Genomic DNA, 16,497 nt, shown 5'->3' with positions numbered 1-16,497 from the left:
CAACGTCAAGCCCACCTTCACGGTGGGCTTTTTATTCGTCGGTACAGAAAGAATTAACCAACCGGAACATTCCGTTCGATTATCGCCCCGTTCCGTTTGCGGCGAATTGCCTCACCCCCGCCCAACCCCGCACCATCCCCCCACGCAACGTTGCCCAAGTTCATCACTAAAGACCCGCACCTGCCGGCTCGATCCAGCAGTGCACCGGCTCGCCCCATAAAAACAAGAGATCCACGACAGATGAGCACTTTGCAACCCGCACGCCAGCTGCTGCCCGGCCTGTTGGCCATGTCCTGCGCCCTCCCCGTGTTCGCCGCCAACGAAGGTGGATTCATGGAGGATGCCAAGGCCACCCTCAACCTGCGCAACTTCTACATCAACCGCAACTTCGTCGACCCGGCCCATCCGCAGGGCAAGGCCGAGGAATGGACGCAAAGCTTTATCCTCGACGCCCGTTCCGGGTTTACCCAGGGCACCGTCGGTTTCGGCGTGGACGTCCTGGGCCTGTATTCGGTCAAGCTCGACGGTGGCAAAGGCACCACCAACACTCACCTGCTGCCCGTGCATGACGACGGTCGCCCTGCCGATGACTTTGGCCGGTTGGGTGTAGCACTGAAAGCCAAGCTGTCCGAAACCGAACTGAAAGTCGGCGAATGGATGCCGGTACTACCGATCCTGCGCTCGGACGATGGCCGTTCGCTGCCGCAAACCTTCCGCGGTGGCCAGCTGACCTCCAAGGAAATCGCCGGCCTGACCCTGTACGCCGGCCAGTTCCGCGGCAACAGCCCGCGCAATGACGCCAGCATGGAAGACATGTCGCTGAACGGCAAAGCCGCGTTCACCTCCGACCGATTCAACTTCGGCGGCGGTGAGTACACCTTCAACGACAAGCGCACCATGATTGGCCTGTGGGACGCCCAGCTCAAGGACATCTACCGCCAGCAGTACCTCAACCTGACGCACAGCCAGCCGCTGGGCGACTGGACCCTGGGCGCCAACCTGGGCTACTTCATCGGCAAGGAAGACGGCGGCGAACGTGCCGGCAAGCTGGACAACCGCACCGCTTCCGCCCTGCTTTCGGCGCGCTACCAAGGCCACACCTTCTATGTCGGGCTGCAGAAGGTGAGCGGCGACGATGCCTGGATGCGGGTCAATGGCACCAGTGGCGGCACCCTGGCCAACGACAGCTACAACTCGAGCTTCGACAATGCCAAGGAGCGCTCCTGGCAGGTTCGCCATGACTTCAACTTCGCCACCGTCGGCGTACCCGGCCTGACCCTGATGAACCGCTACATCAAGGGTGACAACGTGACCGTTGGCAACGTGGACGATGGCAAGGAATGGGCACGGGAAACCGAGCTGGCCTATGTGGTGCAGTCGGGCAGCTTCAAGGACCTGTCGGTGAAATGGCGCAACTCCACCATGCGCCGGGACTTCAGCACCAATGCGTTCGATGAGAACCGCCTGATCGTGAGTTACCCGCTGAATCTGCTTTGAATCTGCTGGCCTCTTCGCGAGGAACTCGCGAAGAGGCCGGAGATACAACAAAATAACCAAAAGAAATAAACAAATCCTTAAAGCTTCTTTGACGATATAAGCTGTAACCGCTTGAATAGAGCCCTGATCCCCGCCCCAGAGCCGTGACATGGACCTCCGCCAGCTGCGCTACTTCATTGCCCTCACCGAATACCGCAGTTTCGTTCGGGCCGCCGAGGCCATGGGCATCACCCAACCCGCCTTCAGCCGCGCCATCCAGGGCCTGGAACACACGTTCGGCTGCCCACTGGTCGACCGCGCCAGCAAAGCCCTGCCGCCCACCCCAGAAGGCCTTGTGGTGCTGCAACATGCCCGGCGCCTGGTACAGGGGGCTGCGCAGTTGAGCAACGAAGTGCTGCAAATGACCAAGCTCGACGCCGGCGAACTGCACTTCGGCAGTGGCCCGGCGCTGGCCGTGCGCCTGGTGCCCGATGCCTTGCGCCACTTCATCGAACGCCACCCAGGCATCCGCACCTCGCTGCTGGTGGACAATACCGAACGTCTGGGTCAGGCCCTGCGCCGTGAACAGATCGAGTTTTTCGTCGACGATATCCGCCCGTTCGAAGCCGACCCCAACTTCCACACCGAAGCCTTGTCACCCCGCCCCGGCCTTTTCTTCTGCCGCCCTGGCCACCCGTTGCTGGCCAAGGACAGCCTGTCGACCAACGACCTGTTCAGCTACCCGCTGGCCAGCGCTTTGCTTGACCCCGGTGTACGCAAACGCCTGGCCAACCTCAGTGGGCGAAGCGACTTCACGCCGCACCTGCAAACCGAGCACCTGGCCATACTGCGCAGCGTGGTGCAGGCCAGCGATGCTATCGGCACTGCCAGTGAAGAGGCCGTGGCCGATGACCTGGCCAACGGAAGCCTGGTGCGCCTGCACTGGCGCAACCTGCCGCCGGCGCTGGAAGTGTTGAGCGTTCGCTGTGGCGTGGTCAGCCGCAGTGGCTACCGTCTGTCGCCAGCGGCGCGGGCGATGATCGAGACACTGGTGGGGCTGGATACGCCTGTACGGGCTGCTGCCATTCGCTGAGCTGATGATGGTGGTAGCCGCAGGCTATCCTGAGCTATATCGGTTGCCTGTACCGGCCTCTTCGCGGGTACAGGCAATACACCCCGATCAGGCAAACCAGGGAGGCATAACAATGAAAACCCTCGTCGACCACCTGAGCCAGTACGCCAGCTACCACCGCGACCCACGCAACATCATCACTCACTTCATCGGTATCCCTATGATCGTGCTGGCGGTCACCATCCTGCTTTCACGCCCAGGCTGGGAATTTGCCGGCATGTGGCTTTCCCCTGCCCTGCTGGCAGCGGCGGCATCGGTATGGTTCTACCTGCGCCTGGACCTGCGCTTCGGCCTGGTGATGGGTGCATTGCTGGGGCTATGTCTGTGGGTCGGCCAGGTGCTGGCAGTGCAAACGACTGCACTGTGGCTCAGCGCCGGGCTAGGGGCATTCGTGGTGGGTTGGATCATCCAGTTCGTCGGCCACTACTATGAAGGCCGCAAACCGGCCTTCGTCGACGATGTCAGCGGCTTGATCATCGGGCCGCTGTTCGTGGTGGCAGAAGCCGCGTTCATGCTGGGCCTGTGCCCGGCCCTGAAACAGGCCGTAGAAAACAACGCAGGCCCTGTTGTGATGCGGTCTGTGTAGGAGCGACCGCGTAGCACTCAGCTACGCGACTCTACACCCAGCTCGTCCCACACCGACTCAGCCATGTGGAAGGTGGCATTGGCTGCCGGAATGCCGCAGTAAATCGCGCTCTGCATCAGCACTTCCTTGATCTCGTCGCGGGTCACGCCGTTGTTGGCCGCCGCCCGCAGGTGCAGCTTCAGCTCGTCGTTGCGGTTCATGCCGATCAGCATGGCGATGGTGATCAGGCTACGGGTATGGCGCGGCAGGCCTGGGCGGGTCCAGATATCACCCCAGGCGTGGCGGGTGATCATTTCCTGGAATTCGCCGTTGAAGTCGTTGAGCTTCTCCAGGCTGCGGTCCACATGGGCATCGCCAAGCACCGCACGGCGCACTTGCATGCCGGCGTCGTAACGCTGTTTTTCATCCATGGCGTTGCCCTCAGTGAGCCAGCAGGAAGTCGAGCACGCGGCGGCTGAACGCCTCGCCAATTTCGACGTTGGACAGGTGCGCTGCCGGGAAGTCGACGTACTCGGCACCTTGGATACCGGCCTGCATGAAGCGGCCATGTTCAGGGGTGGTGACCACGTCTTCGGTGCCGGCAACGATCAGTGCAGGCACCTGGATGCGGCCCAGTTGCTCACGGTAATCGGCGTCACGCACTGCTGCGCAGTTACCGGCATAGCCCTGCGGGCTGGTTTGCGCCAGCATCTGGCAAATGCGCTGGGCTTGCTCTGGCTGGGCCTGGGCAAAGCCTGGGGTGAACCAACGGGCGATGGAACCATCGCGCAGATCGACCATGGCCTGCTGGCCACCTTTGAGCACGGTGTCGATACGGGTGTTCCACACCTCGTCATTGGCGATCTTGGCGGCGGTGTTGCACAGGATCAGGCTGTGCAGGCGCTCGCCGGCGTTGATGCCCAGCCACTGGCCGATCAGCCCCCCCATCGACAGGCCGACGAAGTGCGCTTTCTGGATGTCCAGGCCATCGAGCAGGGCCAGCACGTCAAGGCCCAGCTGTTCGATGCTGTAAGGGCCTTCGGTGACCAGCGATGCGCCATGGCCACGGGTGTCGTAGCGCAGCACACGGAAGTGCTGGCTCCACAGCGGAATCTGGGTGTCCCACATGCCCAGGTCGGTACCCAGCGAGTTGGACAATACCAGCACCGGGGCGTTGTCCGGGCCATCGATGTGGTAGTTCAAAACGCCATCGGCCAGTTGCAAATGCGCCACAGCAGTCTCCTTCAGGCAGTGAAATGTTGATGTTCGGATACGGCGCGCGCCACCCAGACGCGGGCCTGGCCCAGGTAATGGGCAGGGTCGAGCAGGCGATCGAGTTCTTCGCCAGACAGCTCGGCGCTGACCTGCGGCTCGTCACCCAGCACAGCACGCAGGTGGCGCTGTTCAGCCACCGCGCGCTGGCAGCATTGTTCCAACAGGTGGTGAGCACGGTCACGGCCCAGGCGTTGGGCGAGGACGATGCTCACCGCTTCGGCCAGCACCAGGCCTTGGGTCAGATCGAGGTTGTGGCGCATGCGCACGGCATCCACCTCCATGCCCTCGGCAATCACCTGGGCCTGGCGCAGGGCGCCAGAGACCAGGCAGCAGATATCCGGCAGGGTTTCCCATTCGGCGTGCCACAGGCCGAGGCTGCGCTCGTGCTCCTGGGGCATGGCGGCGAACAGCGTCGACAGCAGGCCCGGCACGCGAGTGGCAGCACCGATCAACACCGCGGCACCGACCGGGTTGCGCTTGTGCGGCATGGTCGAAGAACCGCCCTTGCCTGGTGCGGAAGGTTCGAACACCTCCCCCGCCTCGGTTTGCATCAGCAGGCTGATATCGCGGCCGAACTTGCCCAGGCTGCCGGCAACCAGGCCCAGTACCGAGGCAAATTCCACCAGGCGGTCGCGCTGGGTGTGCCAGGGTTGCTCGGGCAGGGTCAGCTTGAGTTGCTCGGCCAGCGCTTCAGCCACCGGCATCGCCTTGCTGCCCAGTGCCGCCAGGCTGCCCGAGGCACCGCCGAACTGCAGCACCAGCAGGCGCGGACGAAGTTCCCGCAGGCGCTGACGGTGGCGGGTCAAGGCGCCCAACACACCGGCCAGTTTCATGCCCAGGGTCACAGGGGTGGCGTGCTGCAGCCAGGTGCGGCCCACCAATGGCGTATCGGCATGCTTCAAGGCCTGCTGCGACAGGGTGTCGGCCAGTTTGCCAAGGTCGGCTTCGATCAAATCGAGGGCATCGCGCAACTGCAACACAAGACCGGTGTCCATCGCGTCCTGGCTGGTAGCCCCCAGGTGCACATAGCGCTCGGCTTCAGGCACGCCCGTGGCAATCACCTTGCCCAACGCCTTCACCAGCGGGATCGCCGAGTTACCAGCGGTGGCGATGGCATTGGCCAGCGCGCCAACGTCATAGCGCTCGGCCTGGCACGCCGCCTCGATGGCCGCCACAGCGCTGTGCGGGACCAGCCCGGCAGCGGCCTCGGCATGGGCCAGCGCGGCTTCGAAATCGAGCATGCCCTGCAGCCGGCCACGGTCGGAAAAAACCTCGCGCATGGCCGGCGCGGTGAAGTAGGCGTCGAACAGTTGGTTGCTCATGCAGCGTCCTTAATCATCATGGTGCAGGTACGCCGCCTGCTTCGGCAGGCGCAGGCTGAACAGGAAGGCAATCGCCATCATCGCCGTCACGTACCAGTAGAAGGTGTTTTCCATGCCCAGGGTTTTCAGGCCCAAGGCCACGTACTCGGCCGAACCGCCGAATGCCGCGTTGGCCACCGCATAGGCCAGGCCCACACCCAGCGCGCGTACTTGCGGCGGGAACATCTCGGCCTTCACCAGGCCGCTGATGGAGGTGTAGAAACTGACGATACACAAGGCCAGGCTGATCAGAACGAAGGCCATGAACGGGCTGGTCACGGTTTTCAGCGCCATCAGCAATGGCACGGTGAACAGGGTACCCAAAGCGCCGAACAGCAGCATCGAGTTGCGCCGACCGATGCGGTCCGACAACATGCCGAAGAACGGCTGCAGCACCATGAACAGGAACAGCGCACCGGTCATCACGTAGCTGGCGTTTTTCGCCGTCATGCCTGCAGTGTTGACCAGGTACTTCTGCATGTAGGTGGTGAAGGTGTAGAAGATCAACGAGCCGCCAGCGGTGTAACCCAGCACCGTGATGAACGCCGCTGCGTGGTTGCGGAACAGGCCACCAATCGAACCTGCATCCTTGTCATTACGGGTTTCGGCGCTGCTGGTCTCGTGCAGCGAGCGGCGCAGCATCAGCGAGATCAGCGCAGCGATGGCGCCCACCACGAATGGGATGCGCCAGCCCCAGGCCCGCAGTTCATCTTCAGTCAGCAGTTGTTGCAGGATCACCACCACCAGCACCGCCAGCAACTGGCCGCCAATCAGGGTGACGTACTGGAACGAAGCAAAGAAACCGCGCTGGCCGCGCAGGGCCACTTCACTCATGTAGGTGGCGGTGGTGCCGTATTCGCCACCCACCGACAGGCCCTGGATCAGGCGGGCCAGCAACAGCAGCGCCGGGGCCCAGGTGCCGATGCTGGCATAGGTAGGCAGGCAAGCGATCATCAAGGAGCCGAAACACATCATCAGCACCGAGATCATCAAGGAATTCTTGCGACCGTGGCGGTCAGCGAGACGGCCGAAGATCCAGCCACCGATGGGGCGCATCAAAAAGCCTGCAGCGAACACGCCTGCCGTGTTCAACAGCTGCACGGTAGGGTCATCGGAGGGGAAGAAGGCCGGGGCGAAGTAGATCGCGCAAAAGGCGTAGACGTAGAAGTCGAACCATTCCACCAGGTTGCCTGATGAGGCACCGACAATGGCGAAGATGCGCTTGCTGCGTTCTTCGCCGGTGTAATAGGTTGAGGTCATGACGGTTTTACTCCTGGAGGGTCCTAGGTAAGTCTAGACATACCTGGTAACACACTCGTTCCGCTATCAGGCTGGCAATTGGCCTTGTGTCTAACAGGTCCGGCCTCTTCGCGGGCAAGCCCGCTCCCACAGTAGGAGGCGTGGTTCCACCTGTGGGAGCGGGCTTGCCCGCGAAGAGGCCGGTACAGGTCAAACCCGCTCGATGGCCAGTGCCAGGCCCTGACCGACACCCACACACATGGTTGCCAGGCCCTTGCGCCCACCACTCCTCTCCAACTGATGCAGTGCAGTCAGCACCAGGCGCGCACCGCTCATGCCCAGCGGGTGACCCAGGGCGATCGCGCCGCCGTTAGGGTTCACCTGCGGCGCGTCGTCGGCCACACCCAGCTCACGCAACACCGCCAGGCCTTGGCTGGCAAACGCTTCGTTAAGCTCGATCACATCGAAATCACTGACCGCCACACCCAGGCGCTCGGTCAACTTGCGCACCGCCGGCACCGGGCCAATGCCCATGACACGTGGCGCAACGCCGCCACTGGCCATGCCCAACACGCGGGCACGTGGGGTCAGGCCGTGTTTCTTCACCGCTGCGGCCGACGCCAGGATCAGCGCCGCCGCACCGTCGTTCACACCCGAGGCGTTGCCAGCGGTGACCGTCTTGTCAGGGCCATTGACCGGCTTGAGCTTGGTCAGCGCTTCCAGCGTGGTTTCCGGGCGCAGGTGCTCGTCACGCTCAACGATGGTTTCACCCTTCTTGTGCGCAATGCGCACCGGCACGATCTCTTCGGCGAAGTAGCCCGCCGCTTGGGCGGCTGCAGCTTTCTGCTGGCTGCGCAGGGCGAAAGCGTCCTGGTCAGCACGCGAAACCTGATAGTCGTCGGCCACGTTGTCGGCGGTCTCCGGCATGGAATCCACGCCGTACTGGTGCTTCATCAGTGGGTTGATGAAGCGCCAGCCGATGGTGGTGTCTTCCAGCTTCATGTTGCGCGAATAACCGCTTTCGGCTTTGCCCATGACGAACGGGGCGCGCGACATCGACTCGACACCACCGGCAATCACCAGCTCCATTTCGCCACTGGCAATGGCGCGGAAGGCGGTGCCGATGGCATCCATGCCCGATGCGCACAGGCGGTTCAGGGTGACGCCGGGGATGCTGTCCGGCAGGCCGGCCAGCAGCAGCGCCATGCGTGCCACGTTGCGGTTGTCTTCACCGGCCTGGTTGGCGCAGCCGAAGAACACCTCGTCCACCTGGTCCCACTGCACGCCGGGGTTGCGCTCGATCAGCGCCTTCAGCGGCACGGCGGCCAGGTCATCGGCCCGCACGCTGGCCAGGGCGCCGCCGAAGCGGCCGATCGGGGTGCGGATGGCGTCACAGATGAATACGTCGTGCATCAGGCTTTCTCCTGCCACTTGGCCATGGGCTGCGGCGGTACGGGCTTCGAGGTCACACAGGGTGGACAGCTCGACTTGGGTGGGTTCGGTAATGGTCTGCACGTGGCATTTGGAGGCTCCTGGTCAGGGTGCTTCGGTGGCCCCAGATTAAGGAGACTGGCAGGTAGCTTTCAATTCGATAATCGACTATTTGTGCGATTATCGAACCATTTGTTGCTTGCCTAAGCATCGAGCCGTTGCTGCGAATGGGCCGCATAGCGGCCCACCGCTGATCACGTCGCGTCCGCGTGACTCACCAGGCCCTTCACGATCACACCCACGGCCGCCAGCGCCGCCGGCACCAACAGTGCGGTCAGCACTTGCTCGAAGTTCCAGCCCAGGCCCAGCAGCGTCGCGCCGCTCCAGGCCCCCAGAATCGCGCCAAAGCGGCCGATACCCAGCATCCACGATACACCGGTGGCCCGGCCCTGGGTGGGGTAGAAGCGTGCCGCCAAAGATGGCATCGCCGACTGTGCACCGTTCACGCACATGCCGGCGATCAGCACCAGCGTGGCCAGCAAGGTGATGTTGCCCAGGCTCTGCCCCACGGCGTAGGCGAACACCCCGGCCAGCAGGTAGAAAATGCCGATCACCTTGTGTGGGTTGAAACGGTCCATGGCCCAACCCACGCCAACTGCACTGAGCACGCCACCGAACTGGAACAGCGCGCCGATGAACGCGGCCTGTTCCATGCTCGCGCCGCTGTCACGCATCAGGGTGGGTAGCCAACTGGTCAGCAGGTAGACGATCACCAGGCCCATGAAATAGGTCAGCCACAGCAGCACGGTGCCCAGCCCATAGGTGCCAGAGAAGATCACCGCAAACACGTTGCGTGCAGCCACCGCCTTTTGTTCCGGCACGCTGAAGCTGCCGGCCTCGGCCACTACGTGCGGCGCAATCGGCGACAAAGTCTTGCGCACCTTGTCGGTGCCTCGGTTGCGTACTACCAGGAACCGCGCCGACTCCGGCAGCCAGAGCATCAACACCAGTGCCAGCAGCAACGGCAACACGCCACCGATCACCAGCAGGCTGTGCCAGCCGTAGGCCGGGATCAGCTTGGCGGAGATGAAGCCACCACCCGCCATGCCCAGGTTGAAACCGCAGAACATGCTGGTCACCAGCAACGACTTGAGGCGTTCAGGGGTGTATTCGGACAGCAACGTGGTGGCATTGGGCATACCTGCCCCCAGGCCCAGCCCTGTCAGGAAGCGCAACACCAGCAGTTGGTCGACGTTGGTGGCATAGGCCGAGGCCAGGCTGAAGCCACCGAACACCAGCACAGCACCCACCAGCACGCCTTTGCGGCCGAAACGGTCAGCCAGCGGCCCGGAGCCCAAGGCGCCGAACACCATCCCGATCAATGCGGCACTCATCACCGGGCCGAGGCTGGCGCGATCGATCCCCCACTCCTGCGACAGGGCCGGGGCAATGAAACCCATGGCGGCGGTGTCCAGGCCATCGAGAAAAACGATCAGGAAGCACAACAGCACGACCCGCCACTGATAGCGGGACAGCGGCTGCTGATTGATGAACGACTGAACGTCGAGGCTTTTGCCGACGTTGGTTTGTGCTTGGTTCATTGTTGTTATCCAGAATGTGGGGCACAGCAAGGCCACTGCACGCGAATAACCGGTGCAAGAGGGCGATGATTGGAAATAGGGTCTGCGTCAGCCTGGATACAACGGTACTGCGTGCGGGTGCGGCCGCAGCAGCGAGGTGACAGTATTCATGGGTAAGTGCCTCTTATGTTTTTCTTGTTCGGTCGGCAAGCCGACCGCTGCGAGAAACATTAATCAGCGGGCGTAGGTGAAGCAATTCACCCTGAACGACACTGTGCGTTTATCGCACAAGAAACGGTTTTGCCTGTTCTATTTTGGGGCCGCTTTGCGGCCCCTGCGGCCTCACCCGAACAACTGATGGCAAAGGTCGCGGCTGGCCGCCAGCAGAATCGGCAAGAACCGCTGCTCCAGCTCGCTGCGCGTCACCCGGCCAACATGGGTGCTCACGTTCAATGCCGCCAACACTTGCCCCGAAGCGTCGTAAACCGGCACTGCAATCGAGCGCAACCCCTGCTCCAGCTCCTGGTCCACCACGCACCACCCTTGGGCGCGTACCTGCTGGATGCAGGCAAACAATGACTCTGGGTCATTCAGCGTCCGACTGGTGCGCGCCTTCAGGTCGGCACGGTCCAGGTACTCACGCAGGCTGGTGTCGTCCATGGCCGCCAGCAGAATGCGCCCCATCGACGTGCAATACGCCGGCAAGCGACCGCCCACCGACAGGTCGACCGAAATCAGCCGCTCCACCGTGGCCGAACGCGCTATATAAAGGATGTCGTCACCTTCGAGGGTGGCCATGTTGGCCGCCTCATGCAACTGATCGCTGATGCGGTCCAGGTAGGGTTGGGCAGAAATCGCCAGCGGCGTCGACGACAGGTACGCATGCCCCAGGGTCAGCACTTTGGGCAGCAGCGAATAGGTACGCCCGTCTGTGGTGGCGTAACCGAGCTTGATCAACGTGTGCAGGCAACGGCGCACCGCTGCGCGGGGGATTTCGGTGCGGTGGCTGATCTGGGCGATGGTCAGGTGGCGTTTGCGCTCCTGGAACGCCTGGATCACGGCCAGGCCACGCGCCAGGGAGGTCATGAAGTCCGGATCGCCGGTAAAGGCCTGGATGCGCTTGGCCGGGGAGGCCACGATCGGCGGCGCCATGGCAGCCGAAGCAGGTCGTGCTGCCTCCGGATTGCCGGAATCGTTGCCCAGGGTTTCGTCACTCATCGCACACCTCAAAAAAAACGCCGGTTCGTGCGATTATCGAACAAACGGCCGATAATCGCAATTGACCGCCGACACTTTTGCTTATACCTTTCTCATGCCACTTGTGGCTTCTTTGGAGAGACTGGTCAGGTACCCACCGTAGAAGTCCCCAGGCAACGGCCTCGCCTTCCGGCGAGGCCGTTTTTCATTACAGCCGCGCTCCGGCAATGCAGCGAACTTTTATCGGTGATGCCTTTCAAACTTGTACGAAAGGTCCAAACTGATTCCGAACACATCCCAGTACTTGCATCAGCTGATGTCAGGTTTGGTAAATAACGATGTTCGGCAAATTATCGATTGCTATAATCGATTACGCAGGCCCCCACGCTACCGTGGTAATGGAACCTTCCGCTGTATCAAGCCGTTGCGGCCAGCAAGGCATGTGCATGTGCACCATGCATAAAAACAGTCATTACTCTTCATTCAGGTACTGCATGTGACGAAAGATGAACTGCGCGCAGAACTCGAGCGCCAGGCTGAACGTTACAAGGATGTTTACGGTGGCGAAGTCACCACTTACGCCGCACAACCGGATCCAGAACGCAAACCTTGGCGCAAACGTGCCAGCGTGCGTGACCAGTCCTTTAGCCAGGAACTGGAACGCATGGAAAAGGAACTGCGCAGCGACAATCCCTGAGGCTCGGAGCCACGCCCGCGCGTCGTCGCCCGGCCAGCCCGGGCGCGGTCGATTTTTACTGTCCGGCTGATGATGAAATGGAATTACACAAATTTCATACGGCCGTTTGAATAATGGCGAAGCGGATTTTTCTTCGCTTTTATGTCTTTTTTCGCCAGCGTTTGTGCTTTTTAGCCGATTTTCACCTACCCATAGTCCCCGTCAAGCACGGCTCGCGTGCGCCATGAAGATTGCCATCGGTCTGCAGCAGGTGCATCGATTGCCAAGGTTTTCTGGCATAATCCCGCCCCCCTATGACCCGCCAGACAACCTTCATGATCGATTTATTCAGCGGACTGGATGCCTGGGTGTTGGTGAGCCTGCTGCTCGCCTTGACCTTCGTACTCGCCTTCGAGTTCATCAATGGCTTTCATGACACCGCCAACGCGGTAGCTACTGTCATCTATACCAAAGCCATGCCGCCGCACCTCGCCGTGTTCTTCTCCGGCGTGTTCAACTTCCTTGGCGTTCTGCTCGGTGGTGTTGGGGTGGCCTATGCCATCGTGCACCTGCTGCCGGTAGAGCTGCTGATCAATGTGAACACCGGACACGGCCTGGCCATGGTCTTCTCGCTGCTGGCTGCGGCCATCACCTGGAACCTGGGCACTTGGTACTTCGGCATCCCGGCCTCCAGCTCGCACACGCTGATCGGCTCCATTCTCGGTGTCGGCTTGGCCAACGCCCTGATCAACGACATCCCGCTGGGCGACGGCGTCAACTGGCAAAAGGCGATCGACATCGCCATGTCGCTGGTGGTCTCGCCCATGGCCGGCTTCGCCGTTGCCGCCCTGGTGCTGATCGGCCTGAAATGGTGGCGCCCGCTGTCGAAGATGCACAAAACCCCCGAGCAGCGCCGCAAGCTCGACGACAAGAAGCACCCGCCGTTCTGGAACCGCCTGGTCCTGGTGGTTTCCGCCATGGGTGTAAGCTTCGTGCACGGCTCCAACGACGGCCAGAAAGGCATCGGCCTGATCATGCTGGTACTGATCGGTATCGTCCCGGCCAAGTTCGTCCTCGACCTGAACAGCACCACGTACCAGATCGAGCGTACCCGCGACGCTACCCTGCACATGAGCCAGTTCTACCAGCGCAATGCCGCGACCCTGGGCGAATTCCTGGCACTGGGCAAGGCCAAGGCCAGCGACCTGCCGGAGCAGTTCAGCTGCAACCCACAGCAGACCGAACCGACCATCGCCGCACTGCAGTCCTCGTTGCAAGGCGTGACCGACTACCACAGCCTGGACGCCGAGAAGCGCGTCGAAGTGCGTCGCTACCTGCTGTGCCTGGATGACACGGCGAAGAAGGTTGGCAAACTGCCAGGCCTGGAAGCCCGTGAAAAGGCCGACCTTGAGAAACTGCGCAAAGACCTCACCGCCACCACCGAATACGCCCCATTCTGGGTAATCGTGGCCGTCGCCCTGGCCCTGGGCCTTGGCACCATGGTTGGCTGGAAGCGTGTGGTGTTGACCGTTGGCGAGAAGATCGGCAAACAGGGCATGACATACGCCCAAGGTATGTCGGCACAGATCACCGCAGCCTGCGCCATCGGCATGGCCAACGTGTTCGCCCTGCCGGTATCGACCACCCATGTGCTGTCGTCCGGTGTGGCCGGCACCATGGTCGCCAACAAAAGTGGCCTGCAAGGCGGCACCGTGAAGACCATCCTGCTGGCCTGGATCCTGACCCTGCCTGCCTCGATGGGCTTGGCGGCCGGCCTGTTCTGGCTGGCGTCCAAAGCCATTGGCTGACGGACACCGCAATAGAAAAAGGCGCCCAAGGGCGCCTTTTCTATGGCTATTTTCCTGCACTTAGTAGGAGCAGGTCGCCTGCCAGGTGCAGGTCATCACTTTTTCTTGCCGCCGAGCAACGACCCCATCAACCCGCGTACCAACTGCCGCCCCAACTGGTTGGCCGCCTGGCGTACCGCCGACTTGATCGCCTGCCCCGCCGCACTCTGCAAGAACTCACCGGCCTTGTCGGAAAAGCTCTCCTCATCCGCCTTCGGTTGCGGCGCCGGTTCCACCGCCTCGCCCTTGCGCTGGGTCAGCATCTCATAGGCCGACTCACGGTCCACAGGCTTGTCATAGCGCCCCGCCAACGGCGAGGCCGCAACCAACGCACTGCGCTCAACTGCACTCAGCGGCCCTATACGTGACTGCGGCGGTGCAACCAGTACCCGCTGCACCATGGCCGGCGTGCCCTTTTCTTCCAGCGTGCCCACCAGCGCCTCGCCAATCCCCAACTCAGTCAACACCGCCAGGGTGTCGAACGCAGGATTGGGGCGGAAGCCATCGGCCACAGCCCGCAGCGCCTTCTGCTCCTTGGCAGTAAACGCCCGCAGACCATGTTGTATGCGCAAACCTAGCTGGGCCAGCACCGCGTCGGGCAAGTCTCCTGGCGACTGGGTGACGAAATACACCCCCACGCCCTTGGAGCGGATGAGCCGCACCACTTGCTCAAGACGGTCCTGCAATGCCTTGGGCGTGCCGTTGAACAGCAAGTGCGCCTCATCGAAGAACAGTGCCAGCACCGGCTTGTCGGCATCGCCGCGCTCGGGCAACTGCTCGAACAACTCGGCCAGCAGCCACAACAGGAACGTCGCATACACTTTGGGTGCTTCGTGCACCAGCCGGCTGGCATCGAGCAAGTGGATGCGGCCACGGCCATCCGGGTCCGGGCGCAGCAAGTCCTCCAACTGCAATGCCGGCTCACCAAACAGCGCCTCCGCTCCCTGCTGCTCAAGGGTTGCGAGCCGGCGCAGCAAGGCCTGAGTGGAGGCCGTGGTCATCAGCGCACTGTCTTCGCCGAGCAGTTGCGGGTTGTCTTTCAGGTGCGCAAGCAGAGCCTTGAGGTCCTTGAGGTCCAGCAGCAGCAGGCCTTCGCGGTCAGCCACCTTGAAGGCTGCATACAGCGCCGCCTGCTGGCTGTCGGTCAGCTCCAGCAAGTTGCCCAGCAGCAGCGGCCCCATTTCACTGAGGGTGGTGCGCAGCGGGTGGCCGGACTGCCCGGCAATGTCCCACAAGCTCACCGGGTAAGCCCGAGGCGTATGCCCCAGCCACGGCATGCCGGCGATGCGCTCGGCCACCTTGCCCTGGGGTGCACCGGCTGCGCCGAGGCCGCAGAGGTCACCTTTGACATCAGCGGCGAACACCGCCACCCCGGCGTCGCTGAACACTTCCGCCAGGTGCTGCAGGGTCACGGTCTTGCCTGTACCGGTTGCGCCCGCCACCAGACCGTGGCGGTTGGCCAGGCGCATTGCTTGCCCGACAGGCTGGCCATCCGGGCCAGCACCTACAACGATGGTCGAAAATTCCGACATCTCTTTAATCCTCTGCTCAAGCTTTAGCTTAATTCGGCCGATACCTGTGGGTGATATTCGCCTTAATAGAGAGGAACAACCGAAAAGGGACTTTTCTGGATGTTGCACTGCCTACCGCTCCACTCGTGCGAACGCCTGATATAAAACCTTAGCGGAACCGATTACGCCATGAACAAAAGCCTTCGTTTCAGCCACAAGATTCTTTTGGCAGCATCACTGATCGTGATACTTGCCTTCAGCCTTTTCACTCTCTACAACGATTACCTCCAGCGTAATGCGATCCGCGAGGACCTGGAAAACTATCTGGCTGAAATGGGCACCTCCACTTCGACCAACATCCGCAACCTGTTCGAAGGCCGCATCAAACTGGTGGAGAACCTGGCACAGAACATTGCCCAGGACCCGACCAACGCCGAAACCCTGATGGGCCAGAATGCGCTGATATCCAGCTTCCTTACCGTGTACCTGGGCAAGGTCGACGGCGGTTTCAGCGTGCGCCCCGACGCAAAGATGCCCGACGGCTATGACCCACGTACCCGTCCCTGGTACAAGGACGGCATGAGCGCCAGCGGCGCAACCCTGACCGAACCGTACATCGACATGACCACCAACAAGATGGTCATCGGTATCCTCAGCAAGGTCTCCAGCAGCGTTGGCGTGGTTGGTGGCGATCTGGCCCTGGACGGCCTGGTGCAGATCATCAACTCGCTGAACTTCGGCGGCATGGGCTATGCCTTCCTGGTCAACGACCAGGGCAAGATCCTGGTGCACCCGGACAAAGACCTGGTGATGAAGTCACTGTCAGACCTGTTCCCGCAGCACACGCCAAAACTGACAGGCGAGCTGACCGAAGTGCAGAGCGATGGCCAGGCCCGCCTGCTGACCTTCACCCCGATCACCGGCTTGCCGTCGGCCAACTGGTACATCGGTTTGTCGGTGGACAAGGACAAGGCCTTCTCGATGCTCAGCACCTTCCGCACCTCGGCGGTGATCGCCACGGTAGTGGCGGTGGTGATCATCATCGGCCTGCTCGGTTTGCTGATTCGCGTGTTGATGCAGCCGCTGCACACCATGACGCGCGCCATGGAAGACATTGCCGAAGGTGAAGGCGACCTGACCAAGCGCCTGCGCATCCACAACCACGACGAATTCGGCATCCTCGGCAACGCCTTCAACCGGTTCGTCG

Annotated in this window: 13 protein-coding genes and 1 pseudogene; 6 read left to right on the top strand and 8 right to left on the bottom strand. The window is 62.1% G+C overall.

Going from position 1 to position 16,497, the window contains the following annotated elements; all coding sequences use genetic code 11:
• The first annotated feature begins 240 nt into the window (after window positions 1-240).
• From APH35_RS00450 to APH35_RS00440, 3 genes are all read left to right on the top strand, one after another.
• On the top strand, window positions 241-1,497 hold the full coding sequence (locus tag APH35_RS00450) for an OprD family porin (RefSeq protein WP_012273980.1): 1,257 nt from the start codon (window positions 241-243) through the stop codon (window positions 1,495-1,497).
• Window positions 1,498-1,645: 148 nt separating this feature from the next.
• Entirely contained in the window at window positions 1,646-2,569 is a 924-nt protein-coding gene (locus APH35_RS00445; RefSeq protein ID WP_060514022.1) for a LysR family transcriptional regulator, read from the top strand.
• A 112-nt stretch (window positions 2,570-2,681) separates the two neighbouring features.
• On the top strand, window positions 2,682-3,194 hold the full coding sequence (locus APH35_RS00440) for an Mpo1 family 2-hydroxy fatty acid dioxygenase (protein ID WP_012273982.1): 513 nt from the start codon (window positions 2,682-2,684) through the stop codon (window positions 3,192-3,194).
• A gap of 17 nt (window positions 3,195-3,211) precedes the next feature.
• On the opposite strand, the gene pcaC is transcribed toward APH35_RS00440, so the two are convergent.
• The 7 genes from pcaC to pcaR all read right to left on the bottom strand — a co-directional run bounded on the left by pcaC (window position 3,212) and on the right by pcaR (window position 11,277).
• Window positions 3,212-3,604, bottom strand: coding sequence for a 4-carboxymuconolactone decarboxylase (pcaC, locus tag APH35_RS00435; RefSeq protein ID WP_012273983.1), 393 nt, complete (start codon window positions 3,602-3,604; stop codon window positions 3,212-3,214).
• 10 nt (window positions 3,605-3,614) lie between these two features.
• Window positions 3,615-4,406 carry a 3-oxoadipate enol-lactonase gene (pcaD, locus tag APH35_RS00430; protein WP_060514021.1) on the bottom strand — a complete coding sequence of 264 codons (792 nt, stop codon included), beginning with the start codon at window positions 4,404-4,406 and terminating at the stop codon, window positions 3,615-3,617.
• Between the two features lie 11 nt (window positions 4,407-4,417).
• Window positions 4,418-5,770: a 3-carboxy-cis,cis-muconate cycloisomerase gene (locus APH35_RS00425; protein ID WP_060494381.1), complete on the bottom strand. Its 1,353-nt coding sequence runs from the start codon at window positions 5,768-5,770 to the stop codon at window positions 4,418-4,420.
• 9 nt (window positions 5,771-5,779) lie between these two features.
• Window positions 5,780-7,069 (bottom strand): MFS family transporter, encoded by a 1,290-nt coding sequence (locus APH35_RS00420; protein ID WP_012273986.1) that lies wholly within the window; start codon window positions 7,067-7,069, stop codon window positions 5,780-5,782.
• A 189-nt stretch (window positions 7,070-7,258) separates the two neighbouring features.
• Window positions 7,259-8,464: a 3-oxoadipyl-CoA thiolase gene (gene pcaF / locus APH35_RS00415; RefSeq protein WP_171577222.1), complete on the bottom strand. Its 1,206-nt coding sequence runs from the start codon at window positions 8,462-8,464 to the stop codon at window positions 7,259-7,261.
• A 269-nt stretch (window positions 8,465-8,733) separates the two neighbouring features.
• Window positions 8,734-10,080 (bottom strand): MFS transporter, encoded by a 1,347-nt coding sequence (locus APH35_RS00410; protein ID WP_012273988.1) that lies wholly within the window; start codon window positions 10,078-10,080, stop codon window positions 8,734-8,736.
• Window positions 10,081-10,401: 321 nt separating this feature from the next.
• On the bottom strand, window positions 10,402-11,277 hold the full coding sequence (gene pcaR, locus APH35_RS00405) for a pca regulon transcriptional regulator PcaR (protein ID WP_012273989.1): 876 nt from the start codon (window positions 11,275-11,277) through the stop codon (window positions 10,402-10,404).
• A gap of 475 nt (window positions 11,278-11,752) precedes the next feature.
• On the opposite strand from pcaR, the gene APH35_RS00400 reads away from it, so the two are divergent.
• Together APH35_RS00400 and APH35_RS00395 are read left to right on the top strand one after the other, a co-directional pair.
• Entirely contained in the window at window positions 11,753-11,953 is a 201-nt protein-coding gene (locus APH35_RS00400; RefSeq protein WP_012273990.1) for a hypothetical protein, read from the top strand.
• A 314-nt stretch (window positions 11,954-12,267) separates the two neighbouring features.
• Window positions 12,268-13,740: an inorganic phosphate transporter gene (locus tag APH35_RS00395; protein WP_041166780.1), complete on the top strand. Its 1,473-nt coding sequence runs from the start codon at window positions 12,268-12,270 to the stop codon at window positions 13,738-13,740.
• Window positions 13,741-13,835: 95 nt separating this feature from the next.
• Here the strand turns inward: APH35_RS00395 and APH35_RS00390 are convergent, their stop codons facing one another.
• The gene (locus tag APH35_RS00390) at window positions 13,836-15,311 is read right to left on the bottom strand and encodes a helicase HerA-like domain-containing protein (protein WP_060494382.1); all 1,476 of its coding nucleotides are present in this window, start codon (window positions 15,309-15,311) and stop codon (window positions 13,836-13,838) included.
• Window positions 15,312-15,479: 168 nt separating this feature from the next.
• Between APH35_RS00390 and APH35_RS29620 the strand changes: the two are divergent.
• A pseudogene (locus APH35_RS29620) lies at window positions 15,480-16,496 on the top strand (cache domain-containing protein); the annotation flags it as partial.
• Window position 16,497 lies beyond the last annotated feature (1 nt).

It is taken from the genome of Pseudomonas sp. NBRC 111132 (genome assembly GCF_001320565.1).
Classification (GTDB): Bacteria; Pseudomonadota; Gammaproteobacteria; order Pseudomonadales; family Pseudomonadaceae; genus Aquipseudomonas; species Aquipseudomonas putida_P.
This window is presented reverse-complemented; position numbering and strand designations above follow the sequence as displayed.

Excerpts from the sequence above, each read along its gene's own strand:
- APH35_RS00450 (WP_012273980.1), top strand. The coding sequence starts at position 241 with ATGAGCACTTTGCAACCCGCACGCCAGCTGCTGCCCGGCCTGTTGGCC.
- APH35_RS00445 (WP_060514022.1), top strand. The coding sequence starts at position 1,646 with ATGGACCTCCGCCAGCTGCGCTACTTCATTGCCCTCACCGAATACCGC.
- APH35_RS00440 (WP_012273982.1), top strand. The coding sequence starts at position 2,682 with ATGAAAACCCTCGTCGACCACCTGAGCCAGTACGCCAGCTACCACCGC.
- pcaC (WP_012273983.1), bottom strand. The coding sequence starts at position 3,604 with ATGGATGAAAAACAGCGTTACGACGCCGGCATGCAAGTGCGCCGTGCG.
- APH35_RS00425 (WP_060494381.1), bottom strand. The coding sequence starts at position 5,770 with ATGAGCAACCAACTGTTCGACGCCTACTTCACCGCGCCGGCCATGCGC.
- APH35_RS00420 (WP_012273986.1), bottom strand. The coding sequence starts at position 7,069 with ATGACCTCAACCTATTACACCGGCGAAGAACGCAGCAAGCGCATCTTC.
- APH35_RS00410 (WP_012273988.1), bottom strand. The coding sequence starts at position 10,080 with ATGAACCAAGCACAAACCAACGTCGGCAAAAGCCTCGACGTTCAGTCG.
- pcaR (WP_012273989.1), bottom strand. The coding sequence starts at position 11,277 with ATGAGTGACGAAACCCTGGGCAACGATTCCGGCAATCCGGAGGCAGCA.
- APH35_RS00395 (WP_041166780.1), top strand. The coding sequence starts at position 12,268 with ATGATCGATTTATTCAGCGGACTGGATGCCTGGGTGTTGGTGAGCCTG.
- APH35_RS00390 (WP_060494382.1), bottom strand. The coding sequence starts at position 15,311 with ATGTCGGAATTTTCGACCATCGTTGTAGGTGCTGGCCCGGATGGCCAG.